This is a genomic window from Fibrobacter sp. UWT3 (assembly GCF_900230125.1).
Taxonomy (GTDB): domain Bacteria; phylum Fibrobacterota; class Fibrobacteria; order Fibrobacterales; family Fibrobacteraceae; genus Fibrobacter.
Map to the genome: position 1 here is coordinate 1 of NZ_OCSS01000005.1, position 19,930 is coordinate 19,930.

18 protein-coding genes and 1 pseudogene are annotated in these 19,930 nt (G+C 51.3%); 4 read left to right on the plus strand and 15 right to left on the minus strand.

The features are described 5' to 3' along the window. Both CRO08_RS17125 and CRO08_RS16435 read left to right on the plus strand, forming a co-directional pair. A pseudogene (locus CRO08_RS17125) lies at nucleotides 1-217 on the plus strand (hypothetical protein); the annotation flags it as partial. Next, entirely contained in the window at nucleotides 217-2,586 is a 2,370-nt protein-coding gene (locus tag CRO08_RS16435; protein WP_097036307.1) for a caspase family protein, read from the plus strand. The pseudogene CRO08_RS17125 and the gene CRO08_RS16435, both read left to right, overlap by 1 nt. 29 nt (nucleotides 2,587-2,615) lie before the next feature. On the opposite strand, the gene CRO08_RS17470 is transcribed toward CRO08_RS16435, so the two are convergent. Continuing rightward, nucleotides 2,616-2,948, minus strand: a complete 333-nt coding sequence (locus tag CRO08_RS17470) for a glycoside hydrolase family 3 N-terminal domain-containing protein (protein WP_255252338.1) — start codon at nucleotides 2,946-2,948, stop codon at nucleotides 2,616-2,618. 190 nt (nucleotides 2,949-3,138) lie between these two features. Between CRO08_RS17470 and CRO08_RS16445 the strand changes: the two genes are divergently transcribed. Next, nucleotides 3,139-5,658, plus strand: coding sequence for a TonB-dependent siderophore receptor (locus tag CRO08_RS16445; protein ID WP_255252432.1), 2,520 nt, complete (start codon nucleotides 3,139-3,141; stop codon nucleotides 5,656-5,658). Here the strand turns inward: CRO08_RS16445 and CRO08_RS16450 are convergent. From CRO08_RS16450 to CRO08_RS16460, 3 genes are all read right to left on the minus strand, one after another. Continuing rightward, complete coding sequence (locus CRO08_RS16450; RefSeq protein WP_176495187.1) at nucleotides 5,655-6,296, minus strand: FISUMP domain-containing protein; 642 nt, start codon at nucleotides 6,294-6,296, stop codon at nucleotides 5,655-5,657. The genes CRO08_RS16445 and CRO08_RS16450 overlap by 4 nt on opposite strands. 359 nt (nucleotides 6,297-6,655) lie before the next feature. Continuing rightward, complete coding sequence (locus CRO08_RS16455) at nucleotides 6,656-6,991, minus strand: hypothetical protein (RefSeq protein ID WP_073114867.1); 336 nt, start codon at nucleotides 6,989-6,991, stop codon at nucleotides 6,656-6,658. Between the two features lie 154 nt (nucleotides 6,992-7,145). After that, nucleotides 7,146-9,050, minus strand: coding sequence for a family 43 glycosylhydrolase (locus CRO08_RS16460; RefSeq protein WP_255252433.1), 1,905 nt, complete (start codon nucleotides 9,048-9,050; stop codon nucleotides 7,146-7,148). Between the two features lie 538 nt (nucleotides 9,051-9,588). Between CRO08_RS16460 and CRO08_RS16465 the strand changes: the two genes are divergently transcribed. Further along, nucleotides 9,589-9,870: a hypothetical protein gene (locus CRO08_RS16465; protein ID WP_141398439.1), complete on the plus strand. Its 282-nt coding sequence runs from the start codon at nucleotides 9,589-9,591 to the stop codon at nucleotides 9,868-9,870. Nucleotides 9,871-10,031: 161 nt separating this feature from the next. Here CRO08_RS16465 and CRO08_RS17130 read toward each other — a convergent pair whose 3' ends face one another. The 11 genes from CRO08_RS17130 to CRO08_RS16515 form a co-directional block, all read right to left on the minus strand. Further along, a complete protein-coding gene (locus tag CRO08_RS17130; protein ID WP_176495188.1) occupies nucleotides 10,032-10,196 on the minus strand; it encodes a hypothetical protein in 165 nt (54 codons plus the stop codon). A 23-nt stretch (nucleotides 10,197-10,219) separates the two neighbouring features. After that, a complete protein-coding gene (locus tag CRO08_RS16470) occupies nucleotides 10,220-11,254 on the minus strand; it encodes a hypothetical protein (RefSeq protein WP_141398162.1) in 1,035 nt (344 codons plus the stop codon). Between the two features lie 9 nt (nucleotides 11,255-11,263). Continuing rightward, nucleotides 11,264-12,646, minus strand: coding sequence for a hypothetical protein (locus tag CRO08_RS16475; RefSeq protein ID WP_097034552.1), 1,383 nt, complete (start codon nucleotides 12,644-12,646; stop codon nucleotides 11,264-11,266). After that, nucleotides 12,643-13,230: a putative phage tail protein gene (locus CRO08_RS16480; protein ID WP_097034551.1), complete on the minus strand. Its 588-nt coding sequence runs from the start codon at nucleotides 13,228-13,230 to the stop codon at nucleotides 12,643-12,645. Before CRO08_RS16480 ends, CRO08_RS16475 begins: the two co-directional genes overlap by 4 nt. Further along, complete coding sequence (locus CRO08_RS16485) at nucleotides 13,230-14,438, minus strand: discoidin domain-containing protein (RefSeq protein ID WP_141398161.1); 1,209 nt, start codon at nucleotides 14,436-14,438, stop codon at nucleotides 13,230-13,232. The genes CRO08_RS16480 and CRO08_RS16485 overlap by 1 nt, the downstream gene beginning before the upstream one ends. Next, the gene (locus tag CRO08_RS16490; RefSeq protein WP_097034549.1) at nucleotides 14,422-14,745 is read right to left on the minus strand and encodes a phage GP46 family protein; all 324 of its coding nucleotides are present in this window, start codon (nucleotides 14,743-14,745) and stop codon (nucleotides 14,422-14,424) included. Before CRO08_RS16490 ends, CRO08_RS16485 begins: the two co-directional genes overlap by 17 nt. Further along, a complete protein-coding gene (locus tag CRO08_RS16495; protein ID WP_097037105.1) occupies nucleotides 14,742-15,251 on the minus strand; it encodes a hypothetical protein in 510 nt (169 codons plus the stop codon). The genes CRO08_RS16490 and CRO08_RS16495 overlap by 4 nt, the downstream gene beginning before the upstream one ends. Beyond that, complete coding sequence (locus tag CRO08_RS16500; protein ID WP_097037104.1) at nucleotides 15,252-15,716, minus strand: phage baseplate assembly protein; 465 nt, start codon at nucleotides 15,714-15,716, stop codon at nucleotides 15,252-15,254. Continuing rightward, nucleotides 15,713-16,720, minus strand: coding sequence for a phage baseplate assembly protein (locus tag CRO08_RS16505; protein WP_097037103.1), 1,008 nt, complete (start codon nucleotides 16,718-16,720; stop codon nucleotides 15,713-15,715). Before CRO08_RS16505 ends, CRO08_RS16500 begins: the two co-directional genes overlap by 4 nt. Continuing rightward, nucleotides 16,710-17,987 (minus strand): DNA circularization N-terminal domain-containing protein, encoded by a 1,278-nt coding sequence (locus CRO08_RS16510; RefSeq protein WP_097037102.1) that lies wholly within the window; start codon nucleotides 17,985-17,987, stop codon nucleotides 16,710-16,712. Before CRO08_RS16510 ends, CRO08_RS16505 begins: the two co-directional genes overlap by 11 nt. Further along, the coding region (locus tag CRO08_RS16515; protein ID WP_141398440.1) for a phage tail tape measure protein at nucleotides 17,988-19,930 on the minus strand (1,943 nt) is incomplete at its 5' end. It abuts the gene before it with no gap.

Sequence of the window (19,930 nt, forward strand, 5' to 3'; positions counted from 1 at the left end):
GGCCGATGGTTCCAGTGCGGTTGCGCTCGAGCCGGGCAAGATGACGACGCTCCCGTTTGCATACAAGCTGGACAACGCGCCGAAATTCGAGAAGTTCTTCTTGCTCACGTCGCGTGCGGCGTTTGAGCTGGACGCGAACAACATCGACGCATTGCTCAAGAGCAAGGACGTGCACAACGTGAGCATCACGCTGCGCAAGGTAGGGGGAGTGAACTAATGAGGAATATTATCGAGAAGCTGGACGCGTCGATTACGCTCCAGGTGATTTCACTGATTGCATTGCTTGTTTTTGCGGCGGTTACCAACACGAATGCGGCTATGACTGGCGCGGGTTTAAGCGGCGCAGTTGTAAATGCCGGTTTAAACGGTGTTACTGCTATTGCGGGTATAAACGGCGCCGCGCCGCAGGGCGATAACGCGCGCATCAACCGCTATGTGGTGGCGGTAAGCGCGAACTATGGCGGGCAGGGCCGGCCGGTGCTGCGCTATGCGGAAAGTGACGCAAAATCGTTCGCGAAGGTGCTCGGCGAGATGGGCGGCGTGCAGGCGGGTAACGTGATTCTGGTGAAGGAGCCGGGCGTGGCCGCCCTCCAGAAACAGCTCGACGGTCTTGACGCGAAAATCGCGCAGGGCAAGAACGCAGCGGGCCGCAACGAGGTGCTGTTTTACTACAGCGGGCACGCCGACGAGAAGGGACTCCGTCTCGGGAATGAAGTTTATGCCTGGAAGGAACTGCGCAAGCGCATCGACGCGATGAAGGCCGACGTGAAGATTGCGGTTATCGATGCCTGCGGCTCGGGTGCTATCACACGCCTGAAGGGCGGTGTGGCGGTGCCCGCGTTCATGGTGGACCAGAGCAGCGACATGAAGGGTTACGCGTTCATTACCAGCAGCACGCAGGATGAATCTAGCCAGGAAAGCGACAAGCTCAGGGGTTCGTTCTTCACGCATTCGCTGGTGAGCGGGCTCCGCGGCGCCGGTGACCTGAGCGGTGACGGAAAGGTTACTTTGTCCGAAGCGTACCAGTTTGCCTTTAACGAAACTCTCCAGCGCACCGAGAAGACGATGGGCGGCGCCCAGCACCCGAGCCGCGACATGAACCTCGCGGGAACGGGCGACGTGGTGATGACTGATTTGCGCAGCACAAGCGCGGGCCTCGAACTTGACGAGGACGTGGATGGCCGCCTGTTCATCCGTGATGCAAACGGCGAACTCGTCGCGGAACTCTACAAGAAGGCAGGCCGCGCGATGAGCCTCGGGTTCCCTGCCGGTAAGTACACCGTACGCCTGGAACGCCCTGCGGAATTCAGCGAGGCGGTGGTGACGCTCCAGAACAACCGCCGCGAAAAGCTTTCGCACAAGCAGTTTGCCGCCGTGAGTGCCGAACAGACGACGCTGCGTGGCGAAATCGGCGGGAATAGGGTTTGCTCTGACGGCGATACCATCGCATGCTCGCTCGACTCCCTCGATCACAACGGCAAATACCGTGTGACCTTCAATGCGGTGGACAGCGACAAGGAACCGCGCAAGGGAATCCAGATTGGTTTCTTTGTCGCAGAGGCCGATGACTACATGCTTGGAACGCAGCTGAGCCTTATCGCGAACGTCGCGAAGAAGGAAATGCACGGCTTGCAGGTGACCGACATCTACAACGGCGCGAACGCTCATTTCGAAGGCGCGCAGATTAGCGGCATGATCAACTACGCGCAGTCCTTTGACGGGGCACAGATTGCATCGACGCTCAATATCGCGGGCAAGAATTCCACGGGCGCGCAGGTCTCGGGTACGGCGAACTTCATCGCCGATTCCCTCAATGGCGCCCAGGTTTCTCCGGCCCTGAACTATGCGGGCCAAGCCGACGTGCAGGTGACTGCCGCCTTGAACATTGCGGGCGAGGCGGGTGTACAGGTTGATGCTGCCATGAATATCGCCGGGGAATCCGACGTGCAGGTGACTGCCGCCTTGAACATTGCGGGCACTGTCGAAGGCGCGCAGGTGAGTACCATTAATATCGCGGGCCGTGCGAACGGAAGGCAGGTCGGTATAATCAACATCTGCGGCACGTGCGAATCCACCCCGATAGGGCTCATCAACATCGTGGGTAACGGCGTGTGGAGCGTGACTTCTTCCGTAAACGAGATGGGTGCGCTCGGGCTTTCGCTCCACTTGGGCACGGCCTACCTGTTTACCGCCTTCGAAGGCACCCGCGAATTCGAGAAGGGTTCGAACTTCAAGCACTTCAGCGACATGTACGAAATGGGTCTCGGTCTCGGTACGCAGTTCGGCAAGTACGGCAACCACTTTGAACTCGAGTACATGTTCCTCAATGCACGCGAAGGTTTCAGCATGGACACGGACGAGGATGATATCAACTTCCATCACCGCCTGCGTCTGGGCTTTGTGCACAAGCTGTTCCCGGGCTTCGGCCTGACTGTCGGCGGCACGGTGAACGTTGTCAGCGAGGGCTCTGCGGACAAGGTGCTCATCAAGCCCCGCAGTGAATACCACGACGATTTCAGCGCCAATGGGCACAATGCGCGCTGGTGGCCGGGCTTCTACGCCGGTCTCACCGTGGGAAGGTTCTAGCTTATACGAAGGTCGCTACTTGCGGCCTTCTACTTTTTCAAATCGAGAATCCGCTTGACGCTTTCGTCGATGCGGGTTTCCTTTATTTCGCCATCTTCGACCGCCTTCACGACGGCATCGAATACCTGCGTGAATTCGCGGGAGCAAAGCACCACGTCGACGCCCGCCTTGAGGAAGGCGGGCGCGGTGCATTCCGCAAGTGCCTCGATGGTGGTATCCATTGCTCCGGGGCCTGTCACCGGCCCGCTCGAGGAGTCGTCACCACATGCGACAAGGAATGCGAGCGTGCCTACTGCAAATGTCATTCTGGAGGCTCGCAGAGCCGATAGAATCCAAGGTGACTTTTCACTAGTCATTTTCATTGTTCCCATATACACCTTTGGTACTGTTCTGTGTATTCCCGGAAATACAATAAGAAACGCCTGTAATTAGGCTCACAGGCCATGCTATGCCTAATGAGAACATTAAAGTGACACTTTTCGTGCCTTCGGGTGTTTAAATGGCAAATGGGCTTTTCCATTTGCTATTTTTGCATGAAACGCGGGAACTTTTTTGAAATTTTGTATTAGTATCATCGCCTTGTTGCTCACGACCGCCGCCTTCGCGCAGTCTGTTCCCGGCTCTACAGCCGCAGATTCCGCACAGGTCCAGGGAATCGTCTTCAACGGCGTGGTGCGCGACGCTTCCTTCGCCGCGGGCGAAAAGCTGAACGTGGAAATTCTCGAGTCGGGCGAGGCCATCCAGACTGTCGTGGGCGAGCCCTTCCGCGCAATCCTCCCCGAAGATACGCTCTGGAACGTTTGCGTTACCAATTCCGATACCGCGGGCGCCGAGAAGGAAAAGTGCTACGAACTTGTCTATACAGGTACGGAGCGCAGTTTCTCGCAGGCGCTGGGCGACGGGTTTGCGGAGGATTCAGTCAAGGTTGGTGAGCCTGCCGAACCAACCATAGATTCGGTATCGTCCCTTCGGCAAGCTCAGGGGCCTGACTCCAGCACCGCATCGAGTGATAGCGCCGCTGCTTCCGCCGATACGGCGCAGCCCAAGGACGTCGATGTCGATGCGCTCCTCGCCGCAGGCGATAAGGAAAAGAAGACCGAACTCAAGAAGGTCGTGGTGCAGTTGCGCAAGCGCCCCAAGCGCAAGCCGGGCGAATCGGTGGTTTCCGCGAAGTCTATCAAGCGCATGCCGGGCCTCGCCGAGGCCGACGTCATCAAGAGTATCCAGGCGCTCCCGGGCGTAGTCGCGAGTTCCGATTTCAGTTCCAAGATTTACGTGCGCGGCGGCGCTGCCGACCAGAACCTGTTCCTGTTCGACAACGCGGTCGTGTATTCCCCGGTGCATTTCTTCGGGCTGTTCAGCACGTTCCTTGTGGAAGGCATCGACGATGTGCAGTTCTACAAGAGCGGGTTCCCGGCGCAGTACGGCAACCGCCTGAGTTCTGTGCTCAAGATGGACGGGCGCGCGGGCGGCCAGGATACTGTGGAGGAATGGTTCAGCAAGTCGAGCATCAAGATAAGCACGTTCGCGGCGCAGCTCCATACCGAAGGCCACAAGGGCCCAGCACGCTGGGTGCTCGCAGGCCGCACCACCTACATCGGGTACATGCTCGACCTGTTCAATGCCATCGGGCTTCTGGACCTCGCGCTGGATTACGAGTTTACGGACTTGCAGGGTACGCTTATGTACAACATAACAGACGATACTCGCCTCAAGTTCAGTTTTTACGTGGGCAAGGACGAACTGAGTTTCGACCCGCTGTATATGGACTGGGGGAATGTCGCCATCCCGGTTAACGTAATGCACCGCATCAATGGCGACTGGGACTACAATGCCACCCTCGCATATAGCCAGTTCTACCAGACCATGAAAATCAGTGACCTCATGTCTATCGAGATGTTCCTCTACACCTTCACGGGCAAGCAGTGGGTGAACTACCGCGGTATAGAAAACCACGTGCTTACTGCGGGTTACGAACTGGAATATGACTACGAGCATTACCGCGAACAGATGTCGAATGCGAGCATTGTCGACATTCAGGAGCCCTTCCACCACGTGGCCTATGTGCAGGATGCCTGGAAGATTTCTCCGGATTACCTGCTGCAATTCGGTATGCGATTCAACTACCAGACCGGCGCGGAACATTTTGGCGTGGAACCGCGCGCATCGCTCACGGTGAATCTCGACGATACCAAGACGCTCGAACTGTATGGCGGCTATTACCTGCAGTACCTGAATTCCATCATCTATACCGACCAGGAAACCCTCAACGAATTCTACTATCCGGCGACTACGACTACGAAGGGCAAGCATATTGATCCCGCTTCGTCGTGGCTGTTTGCGGTGGAATACAGCCAGCGCGAGATTCTCGAGGACTACGATGCAACCGTGGGCGTTTACTACAAGACGCAGAACAACCTGAATACCTTCATGGTGGAGGTGGACAGCAGCGACGACTCGCAGTCGAAAGAGATGGTGATGGCGGATTACTTCGGGACGGCGGACGGTTACTCGTTCGGGTACGAACTTTCGCTGCGCAAAAATAAGGGCTGGTGGTTCGGAGGCATAAACTGGAGCCAGAGCATGAGCGTGATGCGCGCAAACGACGGTACCAAGGCGTATTTCCCGAGTTGGCACCAGCCGTACGCACTCAAGCTGGATTTGGGAATCAACTGGAAGGGCGACGAGGATGCGCTCTGGAAGCACGAGAAGAAGGGCAGGTACTTCCGATCTTCGCTTGCGCTCAAGTATTCCTCGGGTATGCCTATCAGCGAGTACAAGGGATATTACTACCGCAAGGAAATCGGGAGCCAGGAGTATTCAGACAAGATAACGGTGCTGCCCGGGAGTCGCAATGCGGGCCGCCAGACGGACTACTTCCGCATTGACGTGAAGGCCATCGACATCGGTCGCGAAGGCAAGTGGAACTTCAGCTGGACCATCATCAACCTGACCGATCACGACAACATGTTCTTCAGTTTCTACGATACGAGCAAGAACCCGCCCGAAAAGACATCCATTTCGCAGTTCCCCTTCTTGCCCATCATGCTGAACTACGAGTATTACTTCTAGTCGGACGAATCCTTGATGCAACGGACAGAGTACCCAAGATCCCTGTCGTGCCAAGAGGCTCCCGCTCCATTACTTTTATAACTGAAATAGTAGCAGGGTGCGTCATTGCTAAGCGATTCATATTCAGATTCAGAAAATGCCCAGAATCGTGCTTCGGTTTCCATTTCGTAGCCCACATGCGTTCCGTATAAAGGAAGATAACCGCCTGGCAAAATGGAAAAACCAACTGAATCCGTATTAGTGATACCTTTATAACTTATCCATAAGTCTGAATTCGCCTTAAGTATGAATCCCGATCTACTTTGGTCGCGGACGATTGGTGAAGAAAAAAGTTTATTCCATTCTTCCTCTTTAGGCAAGTGCCAATTGGCAGGACAGGCGCCTTGTATATGACCATCGGGTAAAGGACAATTTTCTCCATACCTGCAGCCATCATCACCTTTGCCTAATGCGGCACTCCACCTATATAGGCGACCATAAATATCGCAATTAGATTTTATATCGTCATAGCAAAAACTATTCGGCACTTCGTAGTTCAGATTCTCCGCCATCCACACCTGGTCACCAATTCTCACGGTCTTGTAAACTTGACCGTCACGCTCGTCGACTATTTCGCCATAATCAATATTTGGGTTCAAATACTCCCATGCGCTTCTCCTACTCGAAGAACTGCCGCTTGATTTTACACTGCTGCTACTCGACTTTACGCTACTGCTGGACTTTTTGTCAGCGCTAGAACTGGATGGATCCCCTCCGCTTTGCTCCGAGGATGACTGTACAACAGATGAAGATGTTTCAGTCGAAGAGTCATCGCCCGGGCGCGAGGCGAAACTGCTTTCGTCGTCACCACAGGCAACGAGGAAAAGAAACAGGCTAGTAATTGCTATGGATCCTATCGCGCTTCGCGCTCCAGGATGACACTTCCTAAACACACACATCATCAGTTCTCCTTTCCCCAATACATCCAAACCTAAAATCCATCAACTCAAGTGAAGTGTCAGGGTTTTGCACAAGGGAAAAACATATCGAAATCGCGCTGTATTTGCTCCCCGGTGGATCTGTAGAAATTATCCCCAAGGTAGTAGTCACAGACGGTTTCTCTCATCCGCGTAAATTCTTTGAGACTATGCTTACCACGCTGAGCCTCAATCGTAAGGTCGATTAGTTCCAGTGCCCTAAAAATAGCCCTTTCAACTTGGTTCTGGTTTCCTTTAGCCTTCCAACGGTTCGCACGCGAAATCTCGCTGCCGATATTCAGCATCTGCATCGACAATGGCATTTCTGCCCATCGTCCCGCTGCAAGTTCCTTATGTTGAGCATTCTCTACTTGCATAAGGAATAGATTATATTCTTGATTTTTTCTTGGGTGGCAGGGTTTTCGACGCGTGTCTGCAGTTCCAACAGAATTTTCTTGTCAAATGGTTCAGAATAGATTACCATACAACACAATTATAACAATAAAAGATTTGGTTCGTCGGTAAAAGACTTTAGAACATCACCCGATAGCGTATCTGCTTTTCGTAGTGGCGGCCCTTGAGGTCGCGGTATTTTTTATCGTGGCCGCGCACGTTACCCGCACGGAGGGCGCGACCGTCGCGACCTTCAACACGGCGGATTGCATCCGTCGAATCCTTCACACCTTCGTCGAACTTGATATTGCCTACAAGAGTTTCGCCGCCGAGGCCTTCCGCCGTCAGGTAGAAGTCCTGCACGCCCTTGAGTTCCGGCAGGTTGGAGCAGCGCACGTCAATCCACTTAGTAGCATCACCCGCCGAGGGCAATTCGCATTTCGAAATCACGTCGCCTTTTTTGCTATCCTTGCGCAATGAGAGCGTACCGCCGGCGCCGTTCTTCACCTGCACAAGCACGCCCGGGCCCACGATGGAATCCGTAATCACGTTCTCGAAAATCGCGTAGCCGCCATCCTTGATAGCGAATTCATCTTTTTCGGTGAGTCGCACGCGGATGCCGTTGTCAAAGCCGTTCGCCGGAATCGTATCGCGGATAATGCGCAAAAAGTCGAGACGATCGAGTTCCGCATAATGCTTGCCCTTCGTAATCTCGATAAAGTTCGAGCCGCGCTTGAGTTTTGCGGGGATGTACACCACCGACTTCTCGGGGAACGCGCTCCACGTGCCTGTCAGCGGCAATTCCACTTCCTGGTTCTTTCCGTTAATGCTCACAAAGTGTGAACTCCCGTTCGCGCCATCTTCGGTCCAGTCGTTATCGTAGCGGTAGCGTATCAGGTACTCACCCGCCTGCGGGATAATCATCGGCAGGCGAATTTTGCTGTCTTCGTAGTTGATGTAGGCGCAGAACTCCCCGTTCGATGCATCGGAGCTACTCGAAATATCCACGTGCGTCAAGGCGCCATGTTCCGCCTCTGCGCTCAGGTAACGCCCGAGGAACGGCTGTCCCAGTTCCGGCCAACCGTCGTCGGTATAGACGATATCGCGAACTTGTATGTAGGAATTTCCACCATCGTTCTTGTCGTAGTAATGGTTCACAAAACGCTGGCGGTTCACGTCCTGGAACGCCTCGCCGCCCGCAGGTCCGTAGTAGCGCCCGTAACGGCTCAGCAGAATCGTGCCGCCGCCATTCAAGAGCGCCTTGCCGCTACGGTCCACGTATCCGCCGTCAATGCGGTTGGAACGCCCGACCGTCGTCTTGTAGGAATTGTTCTCGAGGTCGGCACCCTTCTTGCAGCAGTTGTCCCACGCCGTGAACAGGTAGTAGTAACCGTCGTGCTCGATGAGGCTTGCGCCCTCGATACCCGAGCCGCCGCGGTTCGCGATGTTCTGCATCTTCGCGCCGCTTTTCACCTTGCCTGTCGATTCGTCAAGTTCCAGAATGTGGATGCCCGTACCCCACGAACCGAACGCCATCCAGACCTTGCCATCGTTGTCCTTCAGCACTGCCGCGTCAATCGCGTTGTAGGCGTCGCTCTTGACCGTGTGAATCACCTCGCCCTGGTCTGTCCAGCCGTAGCCGGGTTTTGTCGGGTCGATTTCCTTGCTCGACATGAACCCCATGCCCGACGAGCGGATGCCCATCTCGGAGCCGCAATAGTACATGCGGTATTCCCCGCCGATGTAATGAATGTCCGGCGCCCAGATGTCAATCATGTTCGGGGCGTAGTCGTAAAGCCACTTCGAAAATTCCGGCATGGCGGGCTCGCCGTTCTTCCAGTTCAGCGCATCCTCGGAAAACTGCATGAGCATGTGGTTGTCCGTCGTCGCGAGCGCATAGCCGTCCTCGTAACGGATGATGTCCGGGTCATGCCCCGCCCAGCGCGTCTCCTTCGCGTACCAATCGGCCGCAAAGGCCGAATAAGCTAAAGTAAGTATTGCCGCAGTCGTTACGACAGAAGCCTTGCCAATCCCGAATTTCATTTTTCCTCGCTTTACCCATACACCACTCTCTAAATTTATACTCCCTTAAGCCATTCGTCAACCACCCAACAATCCAATACCATTGATTTTTTCACAACAAGAAACAGCGTTTTTCAGCGTCCAACCGCTTGCGAACCCGCATAAAATAAGGTATATTCAGAAAGCAGGTCTTATAGAGGCTCTTTATGAGCGAAGGTAGAACCTCGTTGTGGATATCCTGGAACCCCACCGGGATGACCTGGATGACAATCTTGGCAAGGCAAGGGGTCTCGCTGAGTAAGCCCGGAAGAACCAGGATGTCATCGGTAGGGTTGCCCTTATCCGCAAGGTCGGTGATAAGATGAAGTATCTGAATGTTGCCCGGAGTGACATCCGGGATGAGGTCCTTCGGATTACTACCCAGGGTGAACTGAATAATCTGTTTGATAGGTTGGCTGAATAATTTTTTACAAATTAACGGCTTCTGTCGTCTGATTTCTAGTATATATTAAAAACTGCTGCAAGGTGTTCTTGTAGCAGTTTTTAAGAGGATATGAGAATGAGTAAGAGAATAATGGTCTATGACAATGCTTCGGGCAATGGAAGGTGTTTCGTGGCAGACTTAGATAAAGTTGATGCAATGGGTTTTCAAAAAGTTGTTAAGTGCCCTGCCGATAACGCTAAGCCTCAGGAATTTTATATCACGATAAATGGCATCCAATATACTAATGTTGAAAAGATCATCATTGGTGTAAACTGTCTCGAAATTGAATACAAAAAAGAGAATTTCCCGAAACTTGTTAAGGATTTCTTGATTGATTTATTCACTCAGGCCGAGTAAACGAATTTGCTTCTAGGTCAGGGATGTCCGGTTGGGCATCCTTTTTTATTATGGTTCCGGTTCTCGCTTGTGTATCATAATCAAAATTGTAATATGGTCAACCTTCTCCCTTTTAGTCTTATAGGGGTTCTTTGTGAGCCGAGGTAAAACGAAAACGACAACTAACCTTCAGCGATGTCAAATTCCGGGTGAGCGTCAAAAAACTGATTCACCGTGATAATCGGGATTTCCTTGATTTTCTCCAACACCAACAGATCCGAATCGCCGCTAACCAAATAGTAGGCTATAACGGCGCGGTTGTTGTGAGACAAAAAATCACCTTTCATGAGACAAAATGAAAGGCGTTTTTTTAAACATTTGGAACAATGCTATTTAATTGTTCCCATCCATCTTGATTGCTGTTGATTTTATAGAATGTAATACCATAAGGACTTATAGTCACTTTGCGAGTTTCAGAACCAGTAAGAGTGGCTGATGAACTATACATGGATAATCCACCAGAACTATCCTGAACTTCGCCATCTATATTAAAATCTGCTTGGATAGCAACTTTTTCAATCCACGCAGAACCCGTACCGCCACCTCTTCTTTCAGACAGAACCCGACCATTTTCAAGTTCAATCCATTCTGCATCATCTATATATGAATGACCAACACGCAAACATCCTGTATTGGTATCATATCGAATGGTTTGGTAATTATAGGTCGTATTCCCCTTTATTTGGAATGTAACAACGCCATCAGTGCCCACATGCACATCAAAAAAAGCGCTATTTCCGTTATTTTGAGCAGTTACGGATTTGCCTATGACTTCATCGCCACTTACTTCGTCTTCGAAAGTACCACTTTGGCTAGTTAAAGAACCGTCGCATTCAATGTTTCCTCCAACTGAGATATTATTGGCTGTTTTAATGGCATTGAAGAAGGCTTCAGCGCCCTGTAAAGGGATTTCAAAGGCTTTGCACCACCAAGTATGAGCCAGACTGATGTATTGCGTTATAAGCAACAACGCGGCCCCTTTATGACAAGTATAAGAGTTGCCGCAATAGGACAAAGTTACATCATTGCTGTTTCCTATAGGCATATAGAGTAAAAAACCGCTTGCAGCATGCCCGCTTACAGAACAATTTGTTGGGTAAGAAGATTCTGTAGGCGAGACACTTGTTTTGTGTAAAATTACAGAGTTCTTGTCCCAATCACCTAAATCAATAGTAATGGATGCGCCAAAACCCGAAAATGTTCTTACTTGGTTCATTTCAGAGTGTTCCGGGGGAAGCGGCAATCCACCTACTTCATCTGTACTTCTGTCAAAAGATGGATTTTGCAGAGCATTCAGGAACTCTGAAGTGATGATATCACCAGTTTTAAAGACCTTTTTGTTCATTTTTGACCTCTATATTTGATAAGTGTTTCCCTGGTTATCCCAAAGTTTTAAGTAGCAACCGTTCTCGGCAACCACTGTTTCGTTGTTCGAGTTCCCCAAGTTGGAGCAATCCTCAACAAGCAATAAATCTCTTGTAGGAATACTGGGCGTTGCCGAACTGTATTGAATAAGCCATTCTAGGTTCTGGTTGCTACCATTGCCTATGGCCGGGAACCAATATGTTTCACCCGCAGTAAGGTGAATGGACCCCGAATTCTTTTCGTATTTGTGCACATAGAAGTTACCTTCTTTAGTGCTGTCATTGTCGCCAACAGTACAAGAGGTGTCAGAAGAATCGCTTACCGGCGTCAGTTGGCTATCAAGAACAAGAGCGCCATAGTGATTGGGCTGAGAACCATGATAATCCAAAAATTGCCAGGCAACGATGTCGACATCGGCTGCGGGAACAACTTTCTGGAAAACCATGCCTGAAGAAGACAGGGTTAGCGCTTGGGCTACAGATTGGATCCGTTTAGAATTGGATACGGCATAGTTAGAGAGTTCGGTAAATGGACCTGTAGCAACGGGTGTGGAAGCCGATTCTATGGCAATATTCGATATTGCGGCAAATAAACGAGAGCGATTTTCTCCATTAGGATTGATGACAGAATAGGTGTTTTTTATTGATTCTGCCGTTACATCCTGCAAATTGTCTGCATACCAACCAAGAAGCGGTATGGTATTCATGTTTTCGGAATAAGTGTTCCCTGCGATTTTGACGCTGTTTGCATCCGTAAAAACCACCAAATAGTATAATTTATTGGATTTAAGCTGTAGCGTACTTCCTTCAGGCACGGAAGCAACATATTTGATTGGTGCGACATGCAAGCCTGTAGTAGAAACGAGCGACGCCACATTGTCAGTGTTGGCTACCCAATGAATTGTATTGTCTGCCAAGTCGTAGCGGTACAAGGCAAATATCAATTTCGAAACAGAGCCGGTCTGATTCGTCGCAAACATGATTTTTGAATCAGTATCGTTGATTTCCTGATCCATGCCAGGGCTAAAAAGGGTTGCTTTGGCAAACAAGGTACCATTTCCTTGAATAGCTATACCCGTTTGGACTGCGCCAAGGTCAAGTGTATAGACGATTTTACTCTTGATGGTATCCACGGCTTCTTCGACTTCTTCGGTTACGGTATGTTCGATTTCCTCGATATTAACTTTCAGTGGATTTTCGGGAGTTCCGTCACCTTCTAACGATTCATCATGACTAGGAAGCAATTCACCAACGGGCAAGGTGAAATTCTCCTGTCCGGCAAATCCGGCCAAAGATGCATTTGCGGCCAAGGCCTGAGCCAAGGTTTTTGTTTCCATTTGAGACATTTTTTTGTCTAAGGTTTCTTCGTTCATGTTTCGTTCTCCAGGAGAAGTTGATGTCCGTTTTCAAGAAGCAGGGCTCCGCCATCTTCGAGCAACAAGCGACCTGCAGGTGGCTGTTGGAATTTCCATTTAATTTGAGTAAACGGGATTTTCTGAGCTTCCAATGTCTGTATCAATTTGGTACAAGAAGATTTCAGTCTATCACATTTAACCGTCCAGGTGTATTGTTCATCCTGGTCGTATACTTCAAAGCCTGCTCGGCCAAGGCCCGCACGGAGCATCCTGGGCGGTTTTACAATATCGATATCGAAACCGATTGCCGCTGCAAGCGCCTTGTAATGACGTTCCGCAATGCCTGAATCCCTGTTGATAGCCTCTAAAAGGGCTTGGCGGCGAACTTCCAAGGAGCCGGAATGGCCTAATTCATAAAGGTTTTCCCACCGTTCGAGAGTCGTTATTGCTGAACCAGGAAAGATTTCACGGTAGACGGCATTGGCGCTTTCCAGGGCTCGGTCAAGTTCCTTGGCGACGGCATATTCCTCCGCGTCCATCTGGAGCGGATAGAGCTGCGTAAGAGCTCTATGGTGCGGGCTTTCGAAGGGATTCTCAACCATTACTGCACCACCAGGTCACCAAGGACGAATTTTTCAGTGGAATACGAGTCAATTGCATCTGTTTCAACCTGATATTCCCCACCATTTTTCGACACTTCGATAGTAGTCGCATTCTCGCCACCATTTTTGATTGCGTATACAACAATTTGTGAAGGAATAAAGAGATCTCCTGGTTCTAAATCGGCGAAATATTTATTGACATCTTCCCGGAAACCGTCTTCGTCCAATTGTTGCAGTTTTCGCACCGTAACACGTAGAGAAAGAGTTATTTCTACAGGAACATTGACCCAGATTTCACGAGGTGCGACGGGGCCTTCGTATTCGCACTTTGCCCGGACAGCTTCACAACAGCGCATTGAGAGCGTACTGGGGCCAATGAGCATAAGAACGGTACCTACGCCATAGTGGTTATCAAGACAACGAGCTGTAGCCGGGACTTCGTTAGATTCACTCGACTCATAGACTTCGACCCCGAAGCACTTGACCTCGTTCAGGGATTCCGTTTGCCAGCTTTCGAGCGCTTCGATTTCTTCGAGTTCAACCTTGACATAGCGGGTAGAAACAGAATCGAAGGTGGCTATAGCCCACCAGTAGGCGGCATCGACCTTGCCCTGCTTGGTCCAGGTCTGGGCGTCGTCGGACGTATAAATTCCAAAAGCAGCCGGTCGGTTGGTAATGAAACCAAGACCAATTCCAAAGATTTTCTTCGAATCGCCCAAATCAATCACAACATTCTTTTCAGTGTCGCTGGATCCGCAAGTAAAGGCGATGTTTTCGCGGTCGTGCGGTTTGACAGCGTTGGCCGCGTTCAGGTCGGGCATGTTGCCGGAAATCATCGAGGATTCGAGCCCGATAGCCCTGCCAGTAGAAGAGGCTTCAAGTGACCAGCGTTCGTAATCACTAGGCTTGCCGCCGCTCTTCGGGTTGCGAAGATACGACAGGATGAACGTCAAAAGCTCGCTTGCGGTCAGGTTGCTGTAGTCCAGCCCACGATCGTTCGCCCACTGTTCCAGGCTTTCCTGGTTCATCGTGGTCGGAAAAATCTGGTCAAGGGTCCAGTCCATCTGCTTGTAGAGGCCCCAGATGGCAGACGCAGCAGTCGCGAATCGGATATAGGTTTCCGTGCCCTGGCTAATTTTGATTGTCTGGTTGTAGTTCTTCGCATCGACAATCATGCGCTGCAAGATTTGATCAACTGTTACGGACATCGCCGACCTCCACAAAACGTTTAAATTCAATCACATCGCCATTGTAAGCGACGCACACAACATGCACCAGGAGCTTGTCCGCATCGGCATAGGTGGCCGTCGATTCTACGCTTCTAAGGTGCTTGTAATCCAGCATCCACTTTAGTGCCTCGGTGGCATAAGTTTCGGCTTTGCTCCTGGTGTTCTCGGACGCCACTTCACGGGCGAGCTCCTTGAAACGGTGGCCAAATTCAGGTTTCTTGTAAAATGAACCTTTTGCCACGGTAAGCGAAAGCTGAACTTCTTCTTTGATCTGGTCTGTAGTCATTGTAAGGTCTCCGGGAAAGGTGACGGGCTGGGCGGTGTCGTGGGCATGGTTTCAGTCACGGTACAAATAGCGGTTTTCAAGACCGTTTCAATGGCCCCAAAAAGTTTCTTGTATGGCTTTTGAACTTCCTGCTTGGAAGTAGCTTGCTCTTTTACCAAATCCGTGATGACCGCCAAAACAGCAGGCTGGACCGCCGCAAAAGTCGGAACGACCGAAACCACAGTCACACCACCGTGGGACGGTATTCCGGGCTTAGGCAGGCCCTGCCAATAAGCACAGAGCCTGGCGGCCATGTTGGCGGCAGTACCTTCGGATGGATTGCATACTGTAAAGGCGCTTTCAAGTAGTGATTTGTCGCCACCAGCTGACAGGTCTGCACCGAGGATAACGCCGCACTTGGCGTAGTCATCGTAGGCCTTGGCAAGCTGAGGGGCCACGCTTGTCTTGCCGTCGGCAGACTTGACAATCCGGGAAAATTCGGAATCGAGAGTGTCCAGGTCAAGCATTTAGGCCCCCGTATCCTGCGGCACAGGCGTTGCTGTTGGTGCACCAAGGTTGCCCACGTGAGTGTGCTGGTTGAAGGTATCGCGAAGTTTTGAGAGATTTCCGATCTTATCCTTAACTTCGCCATTGACTCGCACGTCGCCATCGATATCAAGACCGCCCTCGGCCTTGATGGCGATGGTTCCATCGTCCTTGAGGATGATATAGTGTGCCTTTTCGCGGTAAATGGCCGTTTCGCCTTCTTTTACGGCGGGATGGTCCTTGCCGTCGCTTGCAACCGCAATGACCACATTGCCAAACTGCAAGAAAAGGCAACGCTCTCCGGCCTTGGGAATGCTGATAAAGCCAAAATGCTGCATCATCTGACGGCCTTCAAATTCGATACCGTTAGCCTTGCCGCTGATACTGCGGAGCTTGCCTGCCACATCCTTGCAGCTGGTTACCAAGCTTGTGAAAAATTTCATCATAGGGAGCCTCCAGGCTGTAATTCAAGGCGGGTTCTCTTGCCCTCACTCCTGGAGAGCGTGAACGTGCGGCGTTTAATCAGATACGAGTCAACAGCGCCGTTGTAATGGTCCTCTACGTCGCAAAAGGCGTTGATTGTCCAGGGAATACCGTTTTGCGAGTGCCCGGGCATCGTGTATTCGAGCTGGATTGCGGAAGCCTTTTCCGTTGCCAGCTGAAGTTCTGCGGTTTTCTTGGCAGGGCCCTCGTTCTCGTTCCAGTTTACCACAAGAGGGCGATAGAACGGGAAATCGTCATTTTTGACCGAGGCGGCTACATACTTGATGTCGCTATCGTCCTGGCTCTCGCCGATAACCTTGATAAGCGAGTGCTGACCGTTCAATGTTTCGGTGACAGAGCCCTCGATATAGTCCATTTCCTCGCCATTTTCAAAGGCATGGATTCTGAAATCAGCCTTGCCACGTTCAACAGGCTTGTCGAAGACCAAGGAGCCGTCAGGAGACGCCCAGAATAGAAAACCGAGCGAATTGGCCGCTTTCTTCAGGACATCGAAGACGCTATCTCCCGGAGAAAGCTCGACGAACTTGCGCTTGATTTTATCCTTGTCTGACCCGGAGTTGAAAACGAAATCTTTCCTGGAGAGAAACGGCAGGTCCTTCACAAGCCGTTCTGCCAGCTGGGGCAGCGTCCTTGGCAAAGTTCCAAACTTTGTCACACTGGAGTCGGCTAGCACCGACGCCACCGATCGCCCCTCGATTTCCATCTTGGGCCCGCTGCGAGAAAGGGAACGGCGCACGGTATCGATAATCCCCGCCATGACGCACTTGCGGTTCACAAAGATTTGACACAGGTTGCCGCGGTTCATATCGTACTTAGAATCGCATTCGAACGAGAATGAGCCTTCCGGGGAATAGAGGTCCGCATCGATCGTGTAGCTCACGAACTTGTCCACCTGAGCTCTCCCTTTGGCATTCGCCACAAGCACGATGACTTCATCATTCTGCATAGACAAGCACCTCGCCTTTCATGAACGTGGGATTCTTGGCGTTATTCAATGCGCAAAGGCGCTCAGCCGCCTTATAATTCAGCTTGTTGTCCAGAGCAATCTTGTGGAGCGGTGTTTCGTGGGTCACGTTGATTGTCTTGGTGGTCATGTATTCCAGCTTGATACGAAGTACCGCATCCGACAGCGTTGCAGCCATTTTCTTGAGCCTGTAGGGGCTTACTGCCTGCGGAAGAACCTGTTGGATGAACTCCCTTGCCAAGGCTAACGTATCCTCAAGTTCATCGGGGGAAAGCAGATACGGTTCGCTTTCCGAAGCCAGTTCGCGGCCTTCGGCATCGTCAATGGCGACTCGTTCAGCCGCAATAGATTCGCCCATCTTTTTCTCGTCATCAGAAATCTGCTTGGCGGTCTCCGTAGCGACAGTAGCGGCAGCAAGGGTCGCAAATGCAGCCCGAACGCTTGCGGGGGCACCATAAAGAGATGCCAACATCGATGAAGCGTTGGTGACCAAGGTGGCGGTAGATGCCCTGGATTTGCCCTTGTTGGAACCGGCCTTTCTGGCAAGTGTCACGAAAGAATCGCAGCATTCCTGGATAGCCTTTGTCAAGGTTCCTGACAGCGAGTCCATATAATCGATGGTCGTATTGATTGCATCGACAGGGGCCTTTATGGATTCAATTGTTCCCAGGAGTTGCCCCATGGCCTTGTTTGTCGCTTCGCCAAAGCTGCGGGCGGCATCGCCTAATGAGCCCCAAACATCGATAAGCGACCAGTCCGAAGAACCGGGAATGTCGGGAACGCCGGTCTGTTGCATCGATACGGCGACACTCTCCTGGACTTCCAAATTGAGAGCCTGTGTTTCTTCGAAATTGGCGTCATACGGGTCCGTATAGCTCTGGATATCGTCCTGAACATGCGCTACCACAAAATCAAATGTAAATGCAGCATATCTCTTGCGACGGTCATTACTGAATGATACGTTTTTGGGATAGCCTGTAACCGCGCCATGCTTGGGATGTACCAGCAAGACTGGCGCTTTGAAAATCGATAGGAACCAATTTCTCAGCTCGGTATAGTTTCTGTCATACTCGTCATTGATCAAAACACCAGAGAACTTGAGCGTTTCAGGATCAACGCCCATGTCTTCGAGATCGGCTCCGTTCTTGTAAGGGTATTTAGTTTCGGCTATAGCGTGAGAGATTTCGTCGCCAATCGACTCCAGCCGAAGTTTCCATGGGCCAAGCATTGGAATTTTTTCTTCTGCCATTTATGCCCCCCATCCCGGTGTTGTTTTTCGTCCGCTGACTTTAGGCGGTTTACCCTTGTCGGTTTCGACGACAGCCTTGCCGTTGGAATCCACATTGATAATGATGTTTTGGTTCAAAGCCTGCATGTATTCCTGGGGCGACATCATTTTATCGCCCTTTTGAGCCGCGACAGCATTCTTCGTCAGCTGATTGTATAGCCGTAAATCGCCATAAAGCTTGTCAAGTTTCTTTTGTGACGGCAAGAAGCTGTTTTCTTCCTTTTGGATTTCGAGAAGGGTGTCCCCATGCTTCTTGCTCCACCTTGCCGCTTCAGGCCCATATCTTTTTTCAAATTCTGCCTGGTTACGGTCCTCCATGGCCCGGCTGTTGGCCTCGACATCGGCGACGACATTACGCCATTCCATAAAGGCCTGGCCAAAGTCGTAGATTTTGTCCATTGCCCAGCCGGTGGCCGCCGTGAGTCCAATACGCCCCAGGGCCGTATTGCCGAGCTTGTTAAGCCCCGCACGTGCGGTGGAAAGGCCCTGGCTGAATCTACCGACCTCTTTTGTGGTCGATTCCATAGCCTGGGCCGCCTTCTGGGTAGCAGGCTGATACATAGGCGCATCATCGTCCATGTAGTCAGAACCACCGCCAAAACCGCTGCGCATATTGACTACGAATACCTTTTGGACAGATGCATCCAAAACGGAAGCGCCCGTCCCTGCGGCAGATGCCCCTGCGCCGCCCTTCTTGCTCCAGATACCCTTGATATCCCTGGCGAGTCCGGCCACATCTTTCACGAGACCGCCAATTTTGACAGCACCCAAAGCTGCAGCGGCAACGGCCATCATCTTGAAGCCCGCCGTAACTATTCCCTGGTGGCGGGATAGAAAGCCCAGAGCGGTCGTCAGCTGTTCAACAGGCCCTGTAAGGTTCGTGTCTGCAAATTGCAGGGCGACATTCTTCATCTTGTCAACATTGCTGTTGAACGAATTGGAAGCCTTTTCATAATAATCTTCCAAAACATCGGTATTTTTCATGCCTTCGATACCAGCTTGGGCAATTTCATCCATTCTTTCCCAGTTGTTTTGGAACTCCCCGATCAGGGGGTTGATTGCCTTCATCGAAGAAGCGCCAAACACAGGCGACAATTTTTTAAGACTTCCGCCTGTTTTTTTCATGATTTCTTTGATAATTACATCAAATTCGCGAAGTTCATTGTTCTTGTCAAAAACACTAACGCCAAATTTCTTCTTAATATCGGCGGCCTTGTCAATAAGTTCCGAAAACAATGTCGAAACGGAAGTCGTCGTTTCCGCCTGGCTCTTGATTTTTTCATTGACAATTTGTAGGAATGCCCCGAATTTGGCAAATTGATCCGTAGATTTAATGCCAAAAGTAGAAGCAGACGCCAGCAAAGCCTTACCTTCGGTGGCGAAGCCCTGTAAAGTAAAGGACCCTTTTTCTCCCTGGATAATCAAGGCATTAAAGGCTTTAAAAACCTGGTCGGCGCTATACCCCATAGAACCTTTCATGGAAGACGCTACAGTGGCCAAATCTTCAACAGAAGCCTTAGATGCTTTGGACGCTTTAGCCAGGCTTTCACTCATTTTTTCAGCAAAATCAAAGTCACCCGTGATTTCACCGATTTTTGAAACGCCGTTCAGGATTTCATTGGCGGCGACACCTGTTTCGATAGCCGTCTTATGCAGCGATTCGCGGAACACCTTCGTGTCCGCGTCGCTTTTCTTTGCCGCAAAACCGTAATACATGAGCGATTCGGATAGGTCACCCACATTCTTGACGGCCATGCCAAGGCCACCCCCAAGGACCAGCGAATTGAACGGAGTCACCAGTCTGTCGGCAAGGCCCCGCATGGATCCGCCGACACGTGCAATGGTCGCCCGAGCCTTCGTCCCAAAAGAAGAGACGGCAGTCGATGACTGGCGCAGGCCATTCT

Coding starts and splice junctions, on each gene's coding strand:
- CRO08_RS16435 (WP_097036307.1), top strand. CDS start 217: ATGAGGAATATTATCGAGAAGCTGGACGCGTCGATTACGCTCCAGGTG.
- CRO08_RS17470 (WP_255252338.1), bottom strand. CDS start 2,948: ATGAAAATGACTAGTGAAAAGTCACCTTGGATTCTATCGGCTCTGCGA.
- CRO08_RS16455 (WP_073114867.1), bottom strand. CDS start 6,991: ATGCAAGTAGAGAATGCTCAACATAAGGAACTTGCAGCGGGACGATGG.
- CRO08_RS16460 (WP_255252433.1), bottom strand. CDS start 9,050: ATGAAATTCGGGATTGGCAAGGCTTCTGTCGTAACGACTGCGGCAATA.
- CRO08_RS16465 (WP_141398439.1), top strand. CDS start 9,589: ATGAGTAAGAGAATAATGGTCTATGACAATGCTTCGGGCAATGGAAGG.
- CRO08_RS17130 (WP_176495188.1), bottom strand. CDS start 10,196: ATGAAAGGTGATTTTTTGTCTCACAACAACCGCGCCGTTATAGCCTAC.
- CRO08_RS16470 (WP_141398162.1), bottom strand. CDS start 11,254: ATGAACAAAAAGGTCTTTAAAACTGGTGATATCATCACTTCAGAGTTC.
- CRO08_RS16475 (WP_097034552.1), bottom strand. CDS start 12,646: ATGAACGAAGAAACCTTAGACAAAAAAATGTCTCAAATGGAAACAAAA.
- CRO08_RS16480 (WP_097034551.1), bottom strand. CDS start 13,230: ATGGTTGAGAATCCCTTCGAAAGCCCGCACCATAGAGCTCTTACGCAG.
- CRO08_RS16485 (WP_141398161.1), bottom strand. CDS start 14,438: ATGTCCGTAACAGTTGATCAAATCTTGCAGCGCATGATTGTCGATGCG.
- CRO08_RS16490 (WP_097034549.1), bottom strand. CDS start 14,745: ATGACTACAGACCAGATCAAAGAAGAAGTTCAGCTTTCGCTTACCGTG.
- CRO08_RS16495 (WP_097037105.1), bottom strand. CDS start 15,251: ATGCTTGACCTGGACACTCTCGATTCCGAATTTTCCCGGATTGTCAAG.
- CRO08_RS16500 (WP_097037104.1), bottom strand. CDS start 15,716: ATGATGAAATTTTTCACAAGCTTGGTAACCAGCTGCAAGGATGTGGCA.
- CRO08_RS16505 (WP_097037103.1), bottom strand. CDS start 16,720: ATGCAGAATGATGAAGTCATCGTGCTTGTGGCGAATGCCAAAGGGAGA.
- CRO08_RS16510 (WP_097037102.1), bottom strand. CDS start 17,987: ATGGCAGAAGAAAAAATTCCAATGCTTGGCCCATGGAAACTTCGGCTG.